Origin of the sequence: Lentzea sp. NBC_00516 (genome assembly GCF_036346835.1) — a bacterium.
GTDB lineage: Bacteria > Actinomycetota > Actinomycetes > Mycobacteriales > Pseudonocardiaceae > Lentzea > Lentzea sokolovensis.
The window spans coordinates 7,212,176-7,231,014 of record NZ_CP107840.1; the positions used below are offsets into that span (position 1 = coordinate 7,212,176).

Sequence of the window (18,839 nt, forward strand, 5' to 3'; positions counted from 1 at the left end):
TGCTGCTTGTGCAGTCCATCAGGACTTTCTGAAGTTCTTGTGCAGCTCAGCTTCATTGGCGATGTTGCGCACCATGCCGCCGAACACGATGCCGTGAAACGGCCAGACAGCCGCCCAGTAGAGGTGTCCGGCGAGCCCTTTGGGCACGAACACGGCGCGTTGGCGGTAAGTGGACCCGTGTCCCTCGTTGCCCGCCACTCGAAGCTCCAGCCACGCCTTGCCGGGCACCTTCATCTCGGCCCGCAGCCGCAGCAGATGCCCGCGTTCGATCTCCTCGACGCGCCACCAGTCGAGCGCCTCGCCGACGTTCAACCGGTTCGCGTCGCGCCTGCCTCGTCTGAGTCCGACCCCGCCCGCGGCCCTGTCCATCCAGCCCCGCACGGCCCAGGCCAGCGGGAACGAGTACCAGCCGCGTTCGCCACCGATGCCTTCGACGACCTCCCACAGCCGTTCGGGCGTGGCGTTCGTCCTGCGCTCGCGTTCGTCGGTGTAGATCGAGCCGCCGGACCAGTCGGGGTCGGTCGGCAGCGGCTCACTCGGCGCACCCGGCAGCGACGCCCCTGACCAGCGGGTCTCCACGTTGGCGTCACGGATCTTGTCCAGCGCGAGTTCGACTGCCTTGTCGAAGCCGGTGTTCTCGCCGGGCAGCACCTCGCGGATGTCGTTCTCGCGGCACACGACCTCGTGCACCAGCGACTCGATCAACGGCTTGGCGATCGACCGCGGCACCGGCGTGACGACGTTGACCCAGTGCGACGACAGACCAGGCGTCAGCAGCGGCACGGGCAGCACGCGGCGCTTGGGCAGCCCGGCGACATCGGCGTACCGGAGCATCATCTCCAGGTAGGTCAGCACGTCCGGCCCGCCGATGTCGAACGTCCGGTTGGTGTTCTCGAGCGTCGTGGCGTCGACCAGGTAGCGCAGCACGTCCCGCACGGCGATCGGCTGGATCCGGTTGTGCACCCAGCGCGGCGTGACCATGACCGGCAGCCGTTCGGTGAGGTAGCGCAGCATCTCGAAGCTCGCCGACCCCGACCCGATGATCACCGCCGCCTGCAGCACCACGGCCGGCGTCTTCGAGCGCAGGAAGACCTCCCCGACCTCCTTGCGCGAGGCCAGGTGCGGCGACAGTTCGACGTTGGCCGGGTGCAGTCCGCCCAGGTAGACGATCCGCCGCACGCCGGCCCGTTCGGCAGCCCGCGCCGTGTTCTCCGCGGCCTTGCGGTCGGCGTCGGCGAAGTCCTTCGACTGCAGCGAATGCACGAGGTAGTGGACGACCTCGACGTCCCGCATGGCCTCGTCGAGATCGCCGAGCACGTCACCCTTGACGATCTCGACGTCAGCGGCCCACGGGACGTCGCGCAGCTTCTCCGGCGATCGCACCAGGCAGCGCACCTGGTGCCCTTCGGCCAGCAGCCTGGGCACCAGTCGTCCGCCGAGATATCCGGTCGCGCCGGTCACGAGGCATCGCATGCCTCGATCCTGCGTGTTCGCGCGACCGTTCGCAGATCAGCGCCTGCTCTTCTTGATCACCACGGTTCCGCCGCGCACCGCGCCCTTGAGCTGGAAGTGCGGGTTGCCCACGGAGTTGTGGACCTTGTCCTTCAGCTCGCCGGCGGTGATCTCGACGTCGTCGGCGTTGACCGACGACCCGGCCGGCAGCAGGAGCTTCACGGTGCCCAGCGACACGTCCAGGTCGACGTTGACGACCGGCGGCACGTCGGCGGCGGTGAAGTCGAGGTTCGTGGTGCCGAGGGTGTTGCGGATGACGAGCTCGTTCGGCACGACCCAGTGGCCCTTGCGGGTCGTGGTGCTCATCGTGTTCTTCAGTTCGGTCCGCTCGCGGGCCACCTCGTTGTTGACCATGCCGGGCAGGTCGAGCAGCACGACGTTCAGATCGGCGCGGGTCTTCGCGGCGAGAGCGGTGTCCGTGCGGACGGTGAACTCGTCCAGCGTGATCATGCCTCGGCCCACCGCCTTGTTCAGCAGGGTGACGACGTGCTCACGTTCCGCATCGGACACGCGTAACTCTCTGGGGTCTGTCATTTCTCTGCCTCCGGTTCGGCGTCAAGACCGTGCTCGATGGCATAACGCGCCAACTCCACCCGGTTGTGCAGTTGAAGCTTCCGCAAAGTCGATTGGACGTGGTTTTCGACCGTGCGGTGGGAGATCACCAGGCGGTTCGCGATCTGTCGTGCGGTCAGGCCCTTGGCAACCAGCCGCAGCACCTCGGTCTCCCGATCGGTGAGCTGCGGTTTTTCCTCCGAGTCGTCCGGCGCGGCGGCCATGCGCCGGTACTCGCCCAGAACCAGGCCGGCGAGGCCCGCGGTGAACACGGCGTCGCCGGCGGCGGTGCGGGACACGGCCTCGACCAGTTCCTCCGAGGACGCGGACTTCACGAGATATCCGGACGCGCCCGCCTTCACGGCCTGCAGCACGTCGTCGTGCTCGCCGGACGCGGACAGCACCAGCACGCGCGTGTCCGGCAGTTCGCTGGTGATCATCGCGGTGGCGTCGACCCCGGAGAGTTCGCCGAGGTTGAGGTCCATCAGGACCACGTTGGGTCGCACGGCTTTCGCGATGCGCACGGCCGAGGGCGCGTCGCCCGCGGTCGCCACGATCTCGAAGCCGCGTTCCTGGAGATCCCGCGCCACGCCCTCGCGCCACATCGGGTGGTCGTCCACGACCATCACCGAGACCGTCATCCTGCCGCCCCCTTCCTGAACACCCGAACCTCCCATTCCGTGCCCTCCCCCGGCCCGGTCTGGAGCTCCAGCGTTCCGCCGAGCGACTCCACCCGGCCTTTGATCGACTTCTCGATCCCCATCCTGCCTTCCGCGGCGGCCGACGCGATCCGGCCTTCCGGGATGCCGGGACCATCGTCCCTGACGCTGAGCACGATTTCCTCCCCGAGGTCTTCCAGCAGCACCCAGGCCCGCGCGTCCTCGCCGGCGTGCTTGTCCACGTTGGACAGCGCCTCGCGCACCAGCGACGTGAGCTCGCCCGCCGCCGGTGCCTCGAACATCACCTGGGTCGCGGGCGTCGACACCTGGATCCTGGGCGTGGCGAGCACCTGCAGTCCGGGACGCAGGTCGATCTCTCCATCCACAGTGGAGTCGACGGGAGCAGCGGCCACTAAATTCCTGAGCGCCACCTCCTGCTCGCCCGCCATCTTGGCCAGCTCGGCCGCCTCGCCGCCGACCTCCAGGCCGCGTTTGCGCACGCGGGCGAGGACCTGCAGCACGCTGTCGTGAATCGAACGGGCAAGGCGTTCCCGTTCCGCCGTGGCCGCTTCGGCTCTCAAGGCCTGGGCGAGCAATACCGCCGAACGCCGCGCGGTCGCCGACGCCATGCCGACGACCATGCCCGCACCGGCCAGCAACACGACGTCGCGCAGCAGGTCCAGGCTCGGCACACCCTTGGACAGATAGGTGGAGAGACCGACGGCCAGCCCGCCCGCGAAGCCCGCGTAGGCCCCGCCGAGCGCGCCCAGTGCAACCGCCGGCACGCACGCCCAGATCGTCGTGATCAACGGGACGTTCAGCGTCAGCAGCTGGTGGTCGGACATGATCAGCGGCGACAGCGACATGAGTCCGCAGGTCAGGGCGAGATCTATCAGGACGAGCGGCCACCGCCTGCCCCACGTCGTGCTGTAGGCGCGGCTCGTGAAGACGGACCACAACGCCATCACCCCGAGCGTGGTCCACGCGAGCCACGGCCGGATGTAACCGGATTGGTTCGCGATGACGTTCGCCGCCGCGAAGAGGAATGTGACTATGCGTAGCGCAATCGTCCCGCGCCACAGGGGCGTGGCCGGGTCGTCGATCACCTTCGTCACACGTTCGGCAGGCTCTTTGCGCACGCTGTGCTCCTTTCGGACACCATCCTGCCGCGTGAACGTGTGCTGGCTAACCCCCAGGTGGCCGTCTTCTGCCGAACGGAGGAATGTGCGACGCTCTCCGGGTTCGGGGGAGGGCGATGCAGGTGCGGGACTGGCCGGTGTGGACTTTGCGGCGGCCTGCGCTCTGCTATTGGTTGCTGATCGACATGGCGGCGTTCGCGACCGTCGTCTACACGATCGTTTCCTCCGAAACACCGTCACCCTCCGAAATCGCCAGGTTCGCCGCGATCGCGGGCACAGCAGGCGCGGTGATCATCGGCAGTTCGATCTACAGCCACCGCCTGGGCGAGACCGAGCGCAACCCGTGGGCAGCCCACCTCTGCTACCTCACAGCAGGCATCCTCGCCCTCCCGCCGAACCTGCTCGTCCTGCTCCTCTTCGGCCCGGCCCTGCACTGCCTGCTGGCGCAGCGCCCGGAGACCCACCGCTGGCTGTTCACCCTGAGCGCCACCGCACTGGCCGTCTTCACCACCCGCTACGTGCTCGGCTGGGCAGACCCGCACGCCAACCTCCTGATCCTCGCCATGGGCGCGGCCCTGCTGCTGATCCTGCGCGCGGGCCTGATCTCGTTCGGCCTGAAGCTGCGCAGCCCCTCCGCCACCTTCGAGGAGGCAGTCGGCGAACCCATCGACGCCATCCTGGGCATAGTCGCCGTGTCGATCGGCGGCCTCATGGGTTGCGTGGCGGAGTCGAACGCCATCCACGCCCTGATCGCCGGCCCACCTCTGGCACTTCTGGAGCGAGCCGCCCAACTCCCGCAGTGGCGCCGTTCAGCCCAGCGCGACGCCAAAACCGGCCTCGCCAACGCAGTCCACTGGGACAGCCGAGCCCGCTACGAACTGACCAAGGGCTCCGGCCGCACCCGCCCCATGGCCGTCATGCTCATGGACCTCGACCACTTCAAGCGCGTGAACGACGAGGTGGGCCACCTGGCAGGCGACGCCGCCCTGGCCGCGATCTCGTTGCTGCTGCGAGGCACCGTCCGCCGAGGTGACCTGGTCGGCCGGTTCGGCGGTGAGGAGTTCGTCGTGCTGCTGCCCGAGGCCACCCCGGATGAGGCCGAGTACGTCGCCGAACGGGTGCGCAAGGCCGTGGCTGCGTTACGCGTGCCCACGATGGCCACCGATGGCAAGCCGCACGAGCTGCACGGCCTGACTGTGTCCATCGGGGTGTCGACGACGACTCGGTTCGGGTACGAGCTGCCGGACCTGCTGGTGGCGGCCGACGCGGCGTTGCTGGCGGCCAAGGCCTACGGCCGCAACCTCGTGTCGATGGCTTAGGGCCGTCGTTGTCTTGGGATTCGCCCCGAGCCCTGGCACATGTTGCAGTCGGCAGCCTCATCAGGGTCTTTGTGGGCGCAGTCGTCGCAGGGAGAAGTGTCGTCATCGCTGTAGTCACGCATGACCCGCACGGTGTGGGGCTGGTGTTACCCGACCTCGTTGGCAGCTCAGACGTGTGCCTGCGTCACCGAGCCACGTTCATGTACACCGGTGTAACCCGGCGGCGTACAGCGGTGGGCTGGCGTTAGAGCTCCTTGACCCGTTCGCTCTTGTCGTCCTTCGGCGCCGTGTCCTGAGGATTCAGCACGTCCACCTTCTCCGGCTTCTGCACGGCGTCCGAATCGGAGATGAGCGACCGGATCCCGGAGTTCAGCACCGCCAGCAACGGCACGGCCAGCAACGCCCCGGCGATGCCCCCGGTCACCAACCCACCGGCGATCGCCAGCACCACGGCCAACGGGTGCAACTTGACCGCACGCCCCAGCAACAACGGCTGCAGCACGTGCGACTCCAGCTGCATCACGCCGATGAGCACGGCCAACACGACAAGAGCCGCGATAGGCCCGTTGGTCACCAACGCGATCAACACCGCCACGGCACCCGTGAACACCGCACCGATGATGGGGATGAACGCACCGAGGAACACCAACGCGGACAGCGGCACCACGAGCGGCACACCGATGATCGCCAAGCCGACACCAACACCAACGGCGTCGACGATCGCGACCACGGCCGTAGCGCGCACATAAGAAACGAGAGAGCCGAACCCGCGGCGCCCGGCCACGTCGACGCGCTGACGCACGTCGCGAGGCACCGCACGCGTCACGAAGCGCCAGATGCCGTCACCGTCGTGCAAGAAGAAGATGAGAGTGAACAGCGCGAGCAGCAGCCCGGTGAGCAACTCGCCCAGGGTGGCCGCGGTGGTCAGGGCGCCGGACGTGATCTCGGCTTGGTTCTCCTTGATCGTCTTCACGATCTCGTTGACGTAGTTCTGCAGCTGCTGGTCGGACAGGTGCGCCGGCCCGTCCTTCAGCCACGTCTGGATCGTGTCGAGGGAGGCCGCCACCTGCGTCTGCAGTTCGGGAAGGCCGCGGGAGAACTCGCTGATCACGAACGTCAGCACGCCGCCGAGCACGCCGATGCCGATGATCATCATCACGGTCGTCGCCACGCCGCGCGGCACCCGCCACTCGACGAGTTTCGCCACGCCGGGCGACAGCAGTGCGGCCAGCAGCAGCGCGATGGCGACGGGAATCACTATCGACGCCAGGAAGCTCAGTGCGTAGGCGACCACGTACAACGCGGCGATCACGACGACGAACCGCCAGCTCAGGGCCGCGCTCACCCGTAGCAGCAGGGGAACGCGGTTGCTGATCTCCGACTCCGGCGCGTTCATGGGCCTCACGGTAACTGGTCGAACCCTCGCCAAGCCGGATCTCCACCAGGGATGATCCGACTTGTCAGGGGAGGACGAAGTGATCAAGCCGGAAGACTTGACCGAAGTCGAGCGCCAAGTCGCAGGGGCCTACGCGGGGGGTACCGAGACAGACCTGACCGGACAGAGCGTTCGCGGCGAGGTGCTCACCGGTCTGTTGACCGGCTTGTACCGGGTGCCGCGCAAGGGATTGCCCGCTTTGCGGCTTCGAAACGCGCGGATCACCGGCAGGTTCGAACTCGAGGGCACGCGCGTCACACGGGTCATCGACCTCACCCACTGCACCTTCGAGGAGTCGCTCGACCTCCGCATGGCCCGCCTCATCGGGCTCCGGCTGCGCGGCACCCGCGTCCCCGGCCTGCAGGGCCGCAACCTCCGCGTCTTCAGCGACCTGGTCCTCGAAGCCGGCTTCACCTGCACCGGCACCGTCGACCTCACCGACGCAGCGGTCGACGGCACGCTCCGGCTGGCCGGAGCGGTTCTGCGCAGCAACACCGATCACGCACTCCTGGGCGCACGGCTGCGGGTCAGCGGCTCCGTCCAGGCCATCGCGATGCGGGCCAACGGCGAGGTCCGCCTGAGGGGTGCGTCGATCGGCGGCAGCGTTCACCTCGGCGGCGCCCGTCTGATCAACACCGGCAAGGACGCGCTCGACGCGTCCGGGATCGTCGTCTCGGGCAACGTCTTCTGCAACGCCGAGGGCGGCCGCTTCAACGCGGACGGCCGGGTGCTGTTCGACGGCGCGCGCGTCGGCGGGAACGTCGAGTTCACCGGCGCCCGCCTGCACTCCGCCCACCGCGTCGACAACCAGGTGCTGGTCCTGCCGCACGGATCGGCCGACGAGGCCGCGACGCTCGTGGCCGACCGCATCCGGGTCGAGGGCAACGTCGAACTCGACGACGGCTTCACCAGTGAGGGCACGGTCCGGCTGCCCAACGCGAGCATCGGCGGTTACCTCCGGCTGTCCGGCGCGGTGATCGGGCCGCGCGAGATCGCCGAGGAACTCGCCGGCGACGTCACGAACCGCATCCCGGTCGCCCTGCACGCGGACGGCCTGCAGGTCCGCGGCGACGTCGAGGCGCGCAGTGCGGTCAACGGCGCGGGCGCCCGTTCGCTCGCGTTGCAGACCTACGGCCAGGTCCGGCTCGCCAACGCGACCATCAACGGCAGCGCCAGCATGTCCGGGGTGTCGTTGCACGGGCCCGGCATCGACGTCCTGTTCGCCGACCGCCTCCAGATCGGCGGCACGCTCTTCCTGCGCGAGCTCAAGGCCAAGGGCTCGGTCCGCCTGCAGAACGCGAACATCGGCTCGACGCTCGACATGTCCGGCGCCGAACTGACCCTCCCGAGGCTGCGCGCGAACGGCACGCAGAAGCCGTCGCTGGACGCCCGTGCCATCACGATCGGCAAGGACCTCCTGTGCAGCCGCGGGTTCACCGCGGTCGGCGGCGTGCGCATCCGGCTGGGCGAGGTCGGTAAGATGGCGACGTTCAGCAACTCGCACCTCGGCTCGACCACCGCGGACATCGCGCTGAACGCCTACGGCCTCACCGTCCACCAGTTCCGCCTGCACATCCCCGAGGGCCAGCAGCCCAAGGGCAAGGTCGTGCTGAGCCGGCTCAAAGCGGTGTCGGTGACCGACGGACCTGGCCTGTGGGACGCCGAGGGCGGCGTCGCCGTGGACGACTTCGAGTTCGCCGGCATCACCGCCGACCCCGACGTGCCGGTGCAGACGCGGCTCAAGTGGCTGCTCAAGGTGCAGCCCGACTTCGCGCCAGGACCGTACGAACAGCTCGCCGCTGTCTACCAGCAGGGCGGTGAGGAGGAGCTCGCGCAGAAGGTCCAGCTGGAGAAACAACGCCGCCGCTACTCCGAACTCGGCCGTGCCGGGCGGGTCTGGGGCGTCGTGCAGCGGTTCACGGTCGGCTACGGCTACCGGCCGTGGCTCGCGATCTGCTGGCTCGGCGTGTTCTGGCTGTTCGGCGCGCTGTGGTTCAACTGGCACCCGATGGCCAAGCTCAACCAGGACGAGGACCCGGTCTGGAACGCGTCACTGCTCGCGCTCGACCTGCTGATCCCGATCATCGACTTCGGCCACGACGGCAAGTGGCAGTTCACGGGTGCGTCGCAGTGGATATCTTCGCTGCTCGTGGCCGTGGGCTGGGTGCTCGCGTCGACCGCGGCGGCGGGTGCGGCACGCGTGCTGAAGCGGGTGTGAGTCCCAGGACGGCGTTCACACGATGTAGTTAACCGGGCGCTCAGAGCGTGCATTCGGGGTGGATGGACTGGCAGAGTCGCCGACGTCGACTTGATCACGTTGATCGTCGGCGAATCCCTTGAGTGCCACCGAGTAGCGAGGTTTCCTGCGTTGTCCGCTGACATGCGAGCGAAGACGGGAGCGAACGGCATCCGCCGGTTCGCCACCCGAGCGCTGCTCGCCGTCGGTGGAGCGATCGCGGGAACGGCCGTTGCCTGGGCGCTCACCACGTCTGCCGCGAACGCGGAGACGGTGCCTACTGCCGCTGTGGCTTCCACGGATGCGCAGCAGGTCGACGTCGTCAGCAAGCTCGTCGCCAAGACGGACGAGAAGCTGCCGGTCGTCGTTCCCGCCGCCAAGGCAGTGCACAAGCTCGACGAGACCTTGCGCGCCGAGCAGGAGAAGGCTCGCGCCGCCCTGCCGGACGTGCAGGTCTCCCAGGCGGTCGAACAGATCGCCGCGCGAATCCTGCCGCAGGTCACCAGGATCGGTCAGTCCAGCACCCCCGCCAGCGAGCGGGCCATGGACGTGACGTTCCCGGAGATCCCGGCCCCCACCGCCGATGCCGGACAGTCGCCGGCACCGGTGGTCTCGCAGTTCACCGGCACGTCCGGTGCCAAGTGGACGGACCTGTTGGAGCACAACGACTTCGTTGTGCCCTCCGAGCAGCGTCCGTCCCTGCCCAGCAACCCGTTCCCGAAGCTGCCCGTCCCGGCCCCCGCGCCGGTGCAGTGCTCTTCGTGCAACGACGGTTCTGGCTCTGCCAAGGGCAGCGCGTTCGCTGCCTTCGCTGCGTCCGGCAACTCTCACGGCATCTCGTCGACGAGCGCTCTCGCGCCGTCCACTGACGAGGTCACCGTGACGCCGGGCAAGCAGCCCGGTATCAACCCCGACTGATTCCAGCGCGCGGTCCGCGGCAGCCTCCTCCCCTGGCTGTCCGGAAGTCGACCGTCGCGCTTTTTTCTTGCGCTCACACAGGTCGATCACCGCGTGCGATTCCCCCGGTGATGACGCGCCCTCCCCTGCGCGTTTCGGCCCCACCCCCTTGAGCCCCCGTCGCTTTCTCGACGGGAAACCGATGAAGGAGATCTAATGCAGACCTGGGCAAAGCGCGGACTTCAGACCGCGTTTGTCACTGGTGGTTTGCTGATGCTCGGTACGGGCATCGCTTCTGCCCAGGAGAACGTCGACCCGGACGCAGCGCCTCCGGCCGTCGACGTCGCGGCCGCTGTTCCGCTCAAGGCGGACCAGAACAAGCTGGCCACCCCGGTCAAGGAGATCACGGTCCCCAAGGTGGACCGCACGATCAGCACGGACCGCGTCACCAGCGCGGTGCCCACCCGCACGGCAGCGCCCGTCGCGAACCCGCTGGTCCGTCAGGCAGGCGAGCGTCTGCAGGGCACCCCGCTCCAGAACCTGGTGCGCGGCAACACGATCCAGGCGCACGTCGATGTGCCGATCAACATCTGCGGTAACGCGATCGCGGTTCTCGCCAACACCGAGGCGACCGGCGACTGCTCCCAGACCACGCACCGCGACGGCACGATCGTCACCGATGGCGCGGGCCAGGCTCTCGCCGGCAACGTCGTCGCCGTCAACCACGTGCTCCCGGTCCAGCTGACCGGCAACGCGATCGCGGCCGGTGGCAACGCCACCACCAACACCGACGCCCAGCAGGTCTCCACGACCGGCGGCGACATCACCACCAACGGTGACAAGGGCGCCATCTCCGGCAACGTCGTCTCCGAGCAGGGTGCGACCCCGGTCCAGATCACCGGCAACGGTGTGGGTGCGGCCGGCATCGCCGACGCCAACTCGACCGCCGACACGTTCGCCTCCTCCGAGGGCGATGTCCTGACGAGCGGCAAGAGCAGCTCGATCTCGGGCAACGCCGTGCCGATCCCGCTGGCCCCGCTGGCCGAGGTCAACGGCAACTCGGCCGCCGGTGCGGGCAACGCCTCCACCGACTCGACGCAGACGGGCACCGCCGTCACCGGTGGCAACGTCGACACCAACGGCGACCCGGCCACGCTGGCCGGCAACATCGTCGAGCCCGCGCTCGCCGGCCCGATCACGGTCGACGACAACGCCGCCGCCGTCGGTGGCAACTCGACCGCCGTGAGCGACACGTCCAACTGGTCGAACGCCGGTGGCACCAAGCACACCACCGGTACCGGTTCGACCGCGTCGGGCAACGTCGCCGGCGCGCCGATCTCGCTCCCCGCCGCCGTCGGTGGCAACGGCGCGTCGGTCGTGGGCAACGCGCTCACCGACCACGCCAACGCCGCGACCTCGAACGCCGGTGGCGAGACCTACACCCAGGCCGACAAGTCGGTCCTGTCCGGCAACATCGCCGACGTTCCCCCGGCCTCGGCCGTGGACGTGTGCGGCAACGGTGCCACCCTCGCGGGTCAGTCCGCGGGCACCTGCGAGAACGACGTCAAGTCGACCACCAACGGTTACCAGGGCACGACCGGCAACGACTCGGTCATCTCCGGCAACATCGCGCAGACCCCGCTCGCCGCTCCGGCCGAGGTCTACGGCCTCGCGGCCGCGGTCGGTGGCCAGGCCGCCGGCTCCGCCGACGAGACCAAGCTGGTCCGCTCCAGCGGCCAGCCGAACACGCAGGACGACAACGGCACGGTCTCGAGCAACATCGTGACCGCCCCCACCGCCGTCGCCCCGCAGGTCTTCGCCGTCACCGCCGGCCTGGTGGGCAACACCACGTCCGACACGGCGAACGACACCACGGTCATCGCGGGCCAGGGCCCGAAGGCCTACGGCAAGAAGAGCTCGGCCTCCGGCAACATCGTCCAGGTCCCGACCTCGACGCCGGCCCAGGTCTTCGCCGACGGTGCCACGCTGGTCGGCAACAACAAGACCACCGGCGACAACGACACCGACATGAAGGCCGGCGGCGACGCTCTCACCACGGGTGAGAAGGGCTCCATCGCGGGCAACGTCGTCTCGGCTCCGGTCGCCACCGGCACCCAGGTGCTCGGCTGGTCGGTCGGCGGCGGCAGCAACGTCGACGCCTTCTCCACCAACGCCCTGTCGTCCGTCGCCGGTGGCGACGTCAACAGCAACGGCGACCAGGGCGCGGTCTCGGGCAACCTGATCGGCGCGCAGCCGGCAGTGCTCCCGGCCGTTCCGGGCAACACCGTCGCCGCCGCCGGCATCACCAACTCCGACGTGGTGTCCGACACCAACGTCGTGTCCGGTGCCGACAGCTACTCGAAGGCCGACGACGCCTCGGTGTCCGGCAACCTGATCCACGTCCCCGCCAACGCCTTCGCCGGCGTGTACGCGGACGCGGTCGCGGCTGCGGGCAACGCGACGACCGTCACCGACAAGACGTCGCACACCCAGGCCGGTGGCGAGATGCTCACGGAGGGCAGCGGACCGCTGACCGCCCGCGAGATGACCGTTCCGGTCGAGGCGGCGGCCAAGGTCGCGCGCATCCCCGTCGAGGTCGTCGGCCAGGCGACCACGCTGGGCACGAGCGACGACACGCAGCTCACCGGCGAGGACGCCGGCACCCTGCGTGCCGCGCAGCTCAAGGGCCTGGAGCTCCCCAAGGGCGTCGACAGCCTGCTGAAGGCCAACGAGGTTCCGGCGTTCCACGGCCTCGACAGCAAGCTGCCCGTGAACCAGCTCCCGAACCCGGCTGACCTGGCGGCTCTGGCCGGCCAGCTGCCCGTCGGGTCCCTGCCGGGCGTGGCGCAGGAGCGCTCCGCTCTGCCGGTCAACGGTGGCACCGCGGGCCTCACGCCCAACGTCCAGGGCCTGCCCCTCGGCCAGGTGCTCGACGCCGCGAAGGGTCTGATCCCGGCCGGCGCCACCGAGCGCTCGCTGCCGTCCCTCCCGGTCACCGCCCCGGCCCTGCCCGTCCCGGTGCAGCTGCCCGCGCTCCCCACCGAGCGCTCGCTGCCCACGCTGCCCGTCGACGGCCCGGCCTCCCTCTCGGGTCTGAACCTGAACCCGACCCAGGGCCTGGCGCCGAAGGCTGACGAGCGCGCGCTGCCGCAGCTGCCGTTCAACGCCCCGGCGCTCGCCTCGATCGACCCGGCCAACCTGTTCCAGACGGTGACCGGCTCGCTGTAAGTAACACCCCTGGTAACACCCCGCAGTTGTAACACCCTCCTCCGGTAAGAAACTGAGCCCCAGCGACAGACGTTGTCGCTGGGGCTCAGTGCCGTGTGTGGGGGGTATTTGTGCTGTTCAGGGCTGATCACGCCTCAGCGGCGCCAGCGAAGCCGGCTCAGCTGCTCCTTGGCGCGGCACAGGTTGGCCAGGGTGTGACGGTCGCCCGCTGCGCCCCACCGGAACTCGGCGATCGCGGCTTTGGTGACCTGTTTGGCCTCACGTCGGCGCCCGGTCACCCCGTAGAGCCTGCCGAGGTTCAACAGCGCGACACCGATGGCGCGCCCGTAGAACTCGTTCTCCGGTGCGAGCGAACGATATTCGGTCTGCACCCGTTCCAGTTCGACGACGGCGGCATGAGGATCGCCGGATTCTTCCAGGGCGGCGGCGAGTTTCGCGCGGATCTCGGCCACCGCGGCGAGGTCGTCGTGTGACTGGAACAGGGACATCGCCTCGCGCAACAGGTCGACCTGGTCGCTCGGGGACACGAGTCGGGCGCGTTTGATCAGCGCTCTGCCGAGCAGGCTGTCGATCTCCGGAGATCCTGCGTGCGCGCGGAGGGCCTCGACGGCCTTGCCAGTTTCTTCTGCGCACTGTTCGGGCAGGTTGCGCCGAAGAAAATCCGCCACGCCGCGATCCGGCGACGGCTTCTTCAGCAGTGCCACCAGTTCCAGCGCGATGTTCGTTTCACGCCCGGCTGATGACGTCGCCGTGGCCCACTCGGCGGAGATGGCCATGCTTTCGCCCACGGTCCTGGGTCCGATGCCCGTCTGCCGGTCGTACCGGGTGCCGTCGGCTGTCTCGTAGGACCGCACCACCTCCGGGTGCGCGCGAGCGAACTCCTTCGCATCGGTGGCGCTGATCCGCGGACCTTCGGCAGACCACCCGTTGGCGATCGCCACCCAGATCTCCAGCGGCAGGCCACCGATACCGGCCCTGCGCAGCGCCTGTGCCAGCGGGCTCTGGACAGCAGAGGAACTCATGACGTCGCACGGTAGGCCTGCCACCCAGGGACCCCTCCCGGCGTGACGAAATGCGCGGCTTGACGAGTGGCATCAACGAACGTGGTGGCGGAACACACCGTCGTCGAACGTCAGCCACGCACCGCCACCGGCCTGAATCACGCCGTACGCGTCCTCGGTGTGTGCGTCGAAGGTGCCGAGGTACGCGCCCGTGCGCACGTCGATCAGGTGGTGGCGGAACCACTCCTCGCCGTCATCCTCACCGCCCGCGACCACGAACGCGGTATCGGCGTCGAGGTAGCCACCCGCCCACTCCAGCCACGCGCCCTCGTCGTACCCGAGGTCCGTCACGGACATCCGGATGACCACTTCGCCGTCCGGGTAGGTGTGGAACGCGACATCGCTCTGTTCGTGGTGGACGGTCATGAAGTGGTGGCCGTCCGCCGCGAACGCCACCAGCACGCGGTCCTCCCACGGGTACGGGACCACCTCGAACGTGTTGTCGTCGAGCCTGCCGCGGAACAGGAGCGACCCGTCCTGCCCTTCGCCCACGTTGATCAGCACGTCAGTGCCGTTGGGATGAACCTGCTGGTCGCCGCCGTGGCCGACGGTGCCCAGGTCGGCGCTGGCGAGCACCACCCCGGTGGCCGCGTCCAGGACGTGCCAGGTGTCGTTGCCGTCGTTCCAGTGCCCCATCGCGTCCGGTCGGAAGAGCCACACGACCTTGCCGTCGAGCGAGAAAGCGCATCCCGCCCGGACGTTGCGCACCTTCTCCTGGAACACGCCGAACGCGTGCCGCCACCGCACCACGCCGGCGCGGTCCACGCACACCAGTTCGTTGTCCGTCGTGTAGACCGCGCTCGCGAGGTCTGGCGCGACCGCCTGCTCCCTTGGCCTGACTGCTACGGGGAAGGCGACGTCGCCCGGGACGTGGATGGCGCCGTCGCTGTACCTGGCCGGGGTGATCACGCCCGCACGGTAGTCGGGTGGCCGAGCAGGCGTCCGCGACGTCGGATCAGGTCTGGGCCAGGTCCGTGAAGCGGCTGTAGTGCAGCTGGTGCGCCACGACGATGGTCGCGGTCGGGCCCGCGCGGTGCTTGGCGATGATCAGGTCGGCCTCGCCGGCGCGCGGGTCGTCGCGTTCCCAGGCGTCGGGGCGGTTGACCAGGATGACCATGTCGGCGTCCTGCTCCAGGGAGCCTGACTCACGGAGGTCGGAGAGCATCGGGCGCTTGTCGGTTCGTTGTTCCGGGCCGCGGTTCAGCTGGGAGATCGCGATGACCGGTACGTGGAGCTCCTTGGCGATGAGCTTCAGGTTTCGCGAGAACTCCGAGACTTCCTGCTGGCGCGACTCGGTCTTCTTGCCCGACGACATCAGCTGGAGGTAGTCGACGACCACCAGCTTGAGGTCGTGCCGCTGCTTGAGGCGGCGGGCCTTGGCCCGGATCTCCATCATCGTCAGGTTGGGGCTGTCGTCCACGAAGAGCGGGGCCTCGCTGATCTCGCTCATGCGGCGGGCCAGGCGGGTCCAGTCGTCGTCGCTCATCGTGCCGCCTCGCATGTCGCTCAGGCGGATGCGCGCCTCGGCGGAGAGCATGCGCATGACGATCTCGGTGCGGCTCATTTCCAGGCTGAAGATGGCGCTGGTCATGCCGTGCTTCACCGAGCACGACCTGGCGAAGTCGAGGCCCAGCGTCGAGTTGTGGGTCGGGATCATCGTCTCGCCCGCGAGGTACAGGTGGTCGTGGTTGTCGACCTCGACGCAGCGCACCGGCACGGAGGCGACCGGGCGCACGGCGACGATCTCCACCTGGTCGTGCCTGCCGAGGCCCGCGATCAGTTCGGCCAGGTCGTGGCGCAGGCGGGCGAAGCGGCCGTCGATCTGCAGGGCGGCCAGCAGTTCCTCGCGCTGCTTGCGGGACGCGCGCAGGTACGCGGCGGGGATGTGCGGGTCGTCGGCCAGGTCGAGGTCCTTGGCGACGCGCAGTTCGTCGTCGGTCAGTTCCAGGTCGCCCAGGCCCGAGAGGAACAGGCCGAGCGAGCGCGGCGTGAGAGGCAGCGCCGCCGTCGGCAGGTCCCAGGCCGCGGACAGGCGCACGAACATGCGGCACACGCCGACGCGCTCGAACAGCTGCGCGGTGGTGCGGATCGCCCAGAAGCCGCCGGTCTCGCTGCACGACTCCGTCAGCCACTGGTGCTCGCCGTCGGCCACGATCATCGTGCCGTCGGAGAACTCGACCTCGAAGCACGGGCGGCCCGTCATCACCTCGGTCGCGGCGACCACTCGGGTCGGGCGGCCGTCGGCGCCGATCAGGAACGAGCCGACGGAGACCTCGCCCATCGTCGTCCAGCCGGAGGGAGTGGGCAGCGGCGTGTTCAGCGCCAGCGCCTTGCCGACACCGGGACGGGCGGCGACGATGATCATCTGGCCGCCGTGCAGGCCGTTGGTCAGCGCGTCGAGGTCGGCGAAGCCGGTGGGGATGCCCTGCGACATGCCGCCGCGGGACGCGATCGCGTCGATCTCGTCCATCGTCGGCTGCAGCAGGTCTTCGAGGGCGACGTAGTCCTCGGTGGTGCGGCGGTCGGTGACCTCGTAGATCGCGGCCTGCGCGCGGTCGACCACCGTGTCGACGTCCGCGCCCTCGGCACCGTTGTACCCGAGCTGCACGATGCGGGTGCCCGCCTCGACGAGACGGCGCAGCACCGCCTTCTCGGCGACGATCTCGGCGTAGTAGCCGGCGTTCGCGGCCGTGGGGACCGTCGCGATCAACGTGTGCAGGTACGGCGCGCCGCCCACGCGCAGCAGTTCGCCGCGGCGTTCGAGCTCGGCCGAGATGGTGATCGGGTCGGCCGGTTCGCCGCGGCCGTACAGGTCGAGGATGCAGTCGTAGATCGCCTGGTGTGCGGGGCGGTAGAAGTCGTTCGGCGCGAGCGCCTCGATGACGTCCGCGATCGCGTCCTTCGACAGCAGCATGCCGCCCAGAACGGACTGCTCCGCAGCGAGGTCCTGCGGCGGCTGACGCTCGAATGCGGGCTCCGCCATGCCCCGGTCGTCCACGAGCGCCACTGCTGAATCACCCCTGCGAAGAGTCGAGAGCCGGTGCGTGAGTCCCCTAGTTGTACCGCGAGGCACCGACAATTTCGGGCGGCCACGCTGCGCGATGGCCTTGCCCTGGTCGCGACGCTAGAGGGACCCGTCCGGAGCAAGCAAACCAGCGTGTGGATCGTCCTGTGGACAACTGGGGGACAACCTGTGGATGGATGCTCACAGGGGTCGAGGCACTGGGGACAACCTGTTGACAACCAGTGGAGTGACAGAAGTAACTGCAGCTCAGTGGCTGTGCACAAGTTGTGGAAAAAGTTGTGCGCCACACCCTCGGCGTGTCGCGAAAAACACCCTCGTCGGCGTGTCGCGACCACGCTGAACGCGCGGTTTATCCACAGGACGTGGACAGTGCGGCACTGGTCCGAACGAGCGAAAGCGCCACCCACCCGGAGCATTCCGGGTAGGCAGCGCTTCAGCAAACCGAACCGTGGGCGAACCCCACCAACGGGTGCCGCCCAGGTCCGAACGAGCTACTCGCCGCCGGTAACCGTGACCGGCAGAGCGACGGTGACCTCGGGGTGGAGGCGAACCGTGACCGAGTGCTTGCCGGTCGTCTTGATGTGACCCGGCAGCTCGATGGCGCGCTTGTCCAGGACCGGACCTCCGGCGGACTTGACGGCAGCCGCCACGTCCGACGCGGTGACCGAGCCGAACAGCTTGGAGCTGCCGGCGGCGGACTTGGCCTTGAGCGTCACGGAGAGACCCTCGAGCGCGGTCTTGATCTCCTTGGCGTGGTCCAGGTCGCGCACGCGGCGGGTGTCCTGCGCGCGGGTGATGACCTGGATCTGCTTCTGCGCGCCACGGGTCGCGACAATCGCGAAGCCACGCGGGAGCAGGTAGTTGCGGCCGTAGCCGTCCTTGACCTCGACGATGTCGCCGGGAGCGCCAAGGCCGGAAACGTCAGCGGTGAGGATGAGCTTCATCGCAGTGTCTCCTTCTCTTAGCGAGCGGTCGAGGTGTAGGGCAGCAGGGCCATCTCACGGGCGTTCTTCACGGCAACAGCGACGTCGCGCTGGTGCTGCGAGCAGTTGCCCGTGACGCGGCGGGCACGGATCTTGCCGCGGTCGGAGATGAACTTGCGGAGGAGCGTCGTGTCCTTGTAGTCGATCAGGGACGCGCTCTTGTCCTTGCAGAAGGCGCAGACCTTCTTCTTGGGCTTGCGCACAGGCGGCTTGGCCATGTGTCTCTAACTCCTGAATACGCGATGAATGAAGTACTGGATGACCGGTGCAGTCGGTCTAGAAGGGGGGCTCATCGGCGAAGCCGCTGGAGCCGGCCGGCGGGGCGGAACCCCACGGGTCGTCTGCCGGCGCGCCACCGCCACCGCCACGAGACTGCTGACCGCCGCCGCCGCCGAAGCCGCCGCCACCGCCGCCGTCTCCACGGCTGACCTTGTTGACCTTCGCGGTCGCGTAGCGCAGCGAGGGGCCGATCTCGTCGACCTCAAGCTCCACGACAGTGCGCTTCTCGCCTTCCTTCGTCTCGAAGGAACGCTGGCGCAACCGTCCGGAGACGAGCACTCGCGAACCGCGGGTGAGCGACTCGGCCACGTTCTCGGCGACCTGCCGCCACACGTTGCACCGCAGGAACAGCGCTTCGCCGTCCTTCCACTCGCCCGAATTCTTGTCGAACGTGCGGGGCGTGGAGGCGACCGTGAAGCTGGCCACCGCCGCACCGGACTGGGTAAAGCGCAGTTCGGGATCGGCAGTCAGGTTCCCGACTACCGTGATCGTCGTCTCACCAGCCATGTCTTGG

The 18,839-nt window shown here is 68.8% G+C and carries 15 protein-coding genes; 4 read left to right on the forward strand and 11 right to left on the reverse strand.

Annotation, left to right across the window (positions count from 1 at the left end):
• Positions 1-18 precede the first annotated feature (18 nt).
• The 4 genes from OG205_RS32905 to macS are packed head-to-tail and all read right to left on the reverse strand — an operon-like array spanning position 19 to position 3,862.
• Positions 19-1,473 (reverse strand): SDR family oxidoreductase, encoded by a 1,455-nt coding sequence (locus OG205_RS32905; protein WP_330271818.1) that lies wholly within the window; start codon positions 1,471-1,473, stop codon positions 19-21.
• Between the two features lie 36 nt (positions 1,474-1,509).
• Positions 1,510-2,046 carry a DUF1707 SHOCT-like domain-containing protein gene (locus OG205_RS32910; protein WP_442916610.1) on the reverse strand — a complete coding sequence of 179 codons (537 nt, stop codon included), beginning with the start codon at positions 2,044-2,046 and terminating at the stop codon, positions 1,510-1,512.
• Positions 2,043-2,705: a response regulator gene (locus OG205_RS32915; protein ID WP_191297707.1), complete on the reverse strand. Its 663-nt coding sequence runs from the start codon at positions 2,703-2,705 to the stop codon at positions 2,043-2,045. The genes OG205_RS32910 and OG205_RS32915 overlap by 4 nt, the downstream gene beginning before the upstream one ends.
• Positions 2,702-3,862, reverse strand: a complete 1,161-nt coding sequence (gene macS / locus OG205_RS32920; RefSeq protein WP_330271820.1) for a MacS family sensor histidine kinase — start codon at positions 3,860-3,862, stop codon at positions 2,702-2,704. Before macS ends, OG205_RS32915 begins: the two co-directional genes overlap by 4 nt.
• Positions 3,863-3,978: 116 nt before the next feature.
• On the opposite strand from macS, the gene OG205_RS32925 reads away from it, so the two are divergent.
• Positions 3,979-5,181: a GGDEF domain-containing protein gene (locus OG205_RS32925; RefSeq protein WP_330271821.1), complete on the forward strand. Its 1,203-nt coding sequence runs from the start codon at positions 3,979-3,981 to the stop codon at positions 5,179-5,181.
• Positions 5,182-5,425: 244 nt separating this feature from the next.
• Here OG205_RS32925 and OG205_RS32930 read toward each other — a convergent pair whose 3' ends face one another.
• Positions 5,426-6,577: an AI-2E family transporter gene (locus OG205_RS32930; RefSeq protein ID WP_330271822.1), complete on the reverse strand. Its 1,152-nt coding sequence runs from the start codon at positions 6,575-6,577 to the stop codon at positions 5,426-5,428.
• Between the two features lie 79 nt (positions 6,578-6,656).
• Here OG205_RS32930 and OG205_RS32935 point away from each other — a divergent pair, with 79 nt between their 5' ends.
• The 3 genes from OG205_RS32935 to OG205_RS32945 all read left to right on the forward strand — a co-directional run bounded on the left by OG205_RS32935 (position 6,657) and on the right by OG205_RS32945 (position 12,977).
• A complete protein-coding gene (locus OG205_RS32935) occupies positions 6,657-8,834 on the forward strand; it encodes a hypothetical protein (RefSeq protein ID WP_330271823.1) in 2,178 nt (725 codons plus the stop codon).
• Positions 8,835-8,996: 162 nt separating this feature from the next.
• Positions 8,997-9,770: a hypothetical protein gene (locus OG205_RS32940; RefSeq protein ID WP_330271824.1), complete on the forward strand. Its 774-nt coding sequence runs from the start codon at positions 8,997-8,999 to the stop codon at positions 9,768-9,770.
• Between the two features lie 195 nt (positions 9,771-9,965).
• A complete protein-coding gene (locus tag OG205_RS32945) occupies positions 9,966-12,977 on the forward strand; it encodes a beta strand repeat-containing protein (protein WP_330271825.1) in 3,012 nt (1,003 codons plus the stop codon).
• 134 nt (positions 12,978-13,111) lie between these two features.
• Here the strand turns inward: OG205_RS32945 and OG205_RS32950 are convergent, their stop codons facing one another.
• From OG205_RS32950 to OG205_RS32975, 6 genes are all read right to left on the reverse strand, one after another.
• Positions 13,112-13,999: a hypothetical protein gene (locus OG205_RS32950; protein ID WP_330271826.1), complete on the reverse strand. Its 888-nt coding sequence runs from the start codon at positions 13,997-13,999 to the stop codon at positions 13,112-13,114.
• A gap of 72 nt (positions 14,000-14,071) precedes the next feature.
• On the reverse strand, positions 14,072-14,947 hold the full coding sequence (locus tag OG205_RS32955; protein ID WP_330271827.1) for a hypothetical protein: 876 nt from the start codon (positions 14,945-14,947) through the stop codon (positions 14,072-14,074).
• A gap of 46 nt (positions 14,948-14,993) precedes the next feature.
• Entirely contained in the window at positions 14,994-17,021 is a 2,028-nt protein-coding gene (gene dnaB, locus OG205_RS32960) for a replicative DNA helicase (protein ID WP_330278280.1), read from the reverse strand.
• Between the two features lie 533 nt (positions 17,022-17,554).
• Complete coding sequence (rplI, locus tag OG205_RS32965; RefSeq protein WP_330271828.1) at positions 17,555-18,007, reverse strand: 50S ribosomal protein L9; 453 nt, start codon at positions 18,005-18,007, stop codon at positions 17,555-17,557.
• Between the two features lie 17 nt (positions 18,008-18,024).
• Positions 18,025-18,264 (reverse strand): 30S ribosomal protein S18, encoded by a 240-nt coding sequence (rpsR, locus tag OG205_RS32970; protein WP_030480165.1) that lies wholly within the window; start codon positions 18,262-18,264, stop codon positions 18,025-18,027.
• 58 nt (positions 18,265-18,322) lie between these two features.
• Complete coding sequence (locus tag OG205_RS32975) at positions 18,323-18,832, reverse strand: single-stranded DNA-binding protein (protein WP_319976409.1); 510 nt, start codon at positions 18,830-18,832, stop codon at positions 18,323-18,325.
• Positions 18,833-18,839: the final 7 nt, after the last annotated feature.

Excerpts from the sequence above, each read along its gene's own strand:
- OG205_RS32915 (WP_191297707.1), bottom strand. The coding sequence starts at position 2,705 with ATGACGGTCTCGGTGATGGTCGTGGACGACCACCCGATGTGGCGCGAG.
- OG205_RS32940 (WP_330271824.1), top strand. The coding sequence starts at position 8,997 with ATGCGAGCGAAGACGGGAGCGAACGGCATCCGCCGGTTCGCCACCCGA.
- OG205_RS32930 (WP_330271822.1), bottom strand. The coding sequence starts at position 6,577 with ATGAACGCGCCGGAGTCGGAGATCAGCAACCGCGTTCCCCTGCTGCTA.
- rpsR (WP_030480165.1), bottom strand. The coding sequence starts at position 18,264 with ATGGCCAAGCCGCCTGTGCGCAAGCCCAAGAAGAAGGTCTGCGCCTTC.
- OG205_RS32945 (WP_330271825.1), top strand. The coding sequence starts at position 9,966 with ATGCAGACCTGGGCAAAGCGCGGACTTCAGACCGCGTTTGTCACTGGT.
- OG205_RS32925 (WP_330271821.1), top strand. The coding sequence starts at position 3,979 with ATGCAGGTGCGGGACTGGCCGGTGTGGACTTTGCGGCGGCCTGCGCTC.
- OG205_RS32905 (WP_330271818.1), bottom strand. The coding sequence starts at position 1,473 with ATGCGATGCCTCGTGACCGGCGCGACCGGATATCTCGGCGGACGACTG.
- dnaB (WP_330278280.1), bottom strand. The coding sequence starts at position 17,021 with ATGGCGGAGCCCGCATTCGAGCGTCAGCCGCCGCAGGACCTCGCTGCG.
- OG205_RS32950 (WP_330271826.1), bottom strand. The coding sequence starts at position 13,999 with ATGAGTTCCTCTGCTGTCCAGAGCCCGCTGGCACAGGCGCTGCGCAGG.
- OG205_RS32975 (WP_319976409.1), bottom strand. The coding sequence starts at position 18,832 with ATGGCTGGTGAGACGACGATCACGGTAGTCGGGAACCTGACTGCCGAT.
- OG205_RS32910 (WP_442916610.1), bottom strand. The coding sequence starts at position 2,046 with ATGACAGACCCCAGAGAGTTACGCGTGTCCGATGCGGAACGTGAGCAC.
- rplI (WP_330271828.1), bottom strand. The coding sequence starts at position 18,007 with ATGAAGCTCATCCTCACCGCTGACGTTTCCGGCCTTGGCGCTCCCGGC.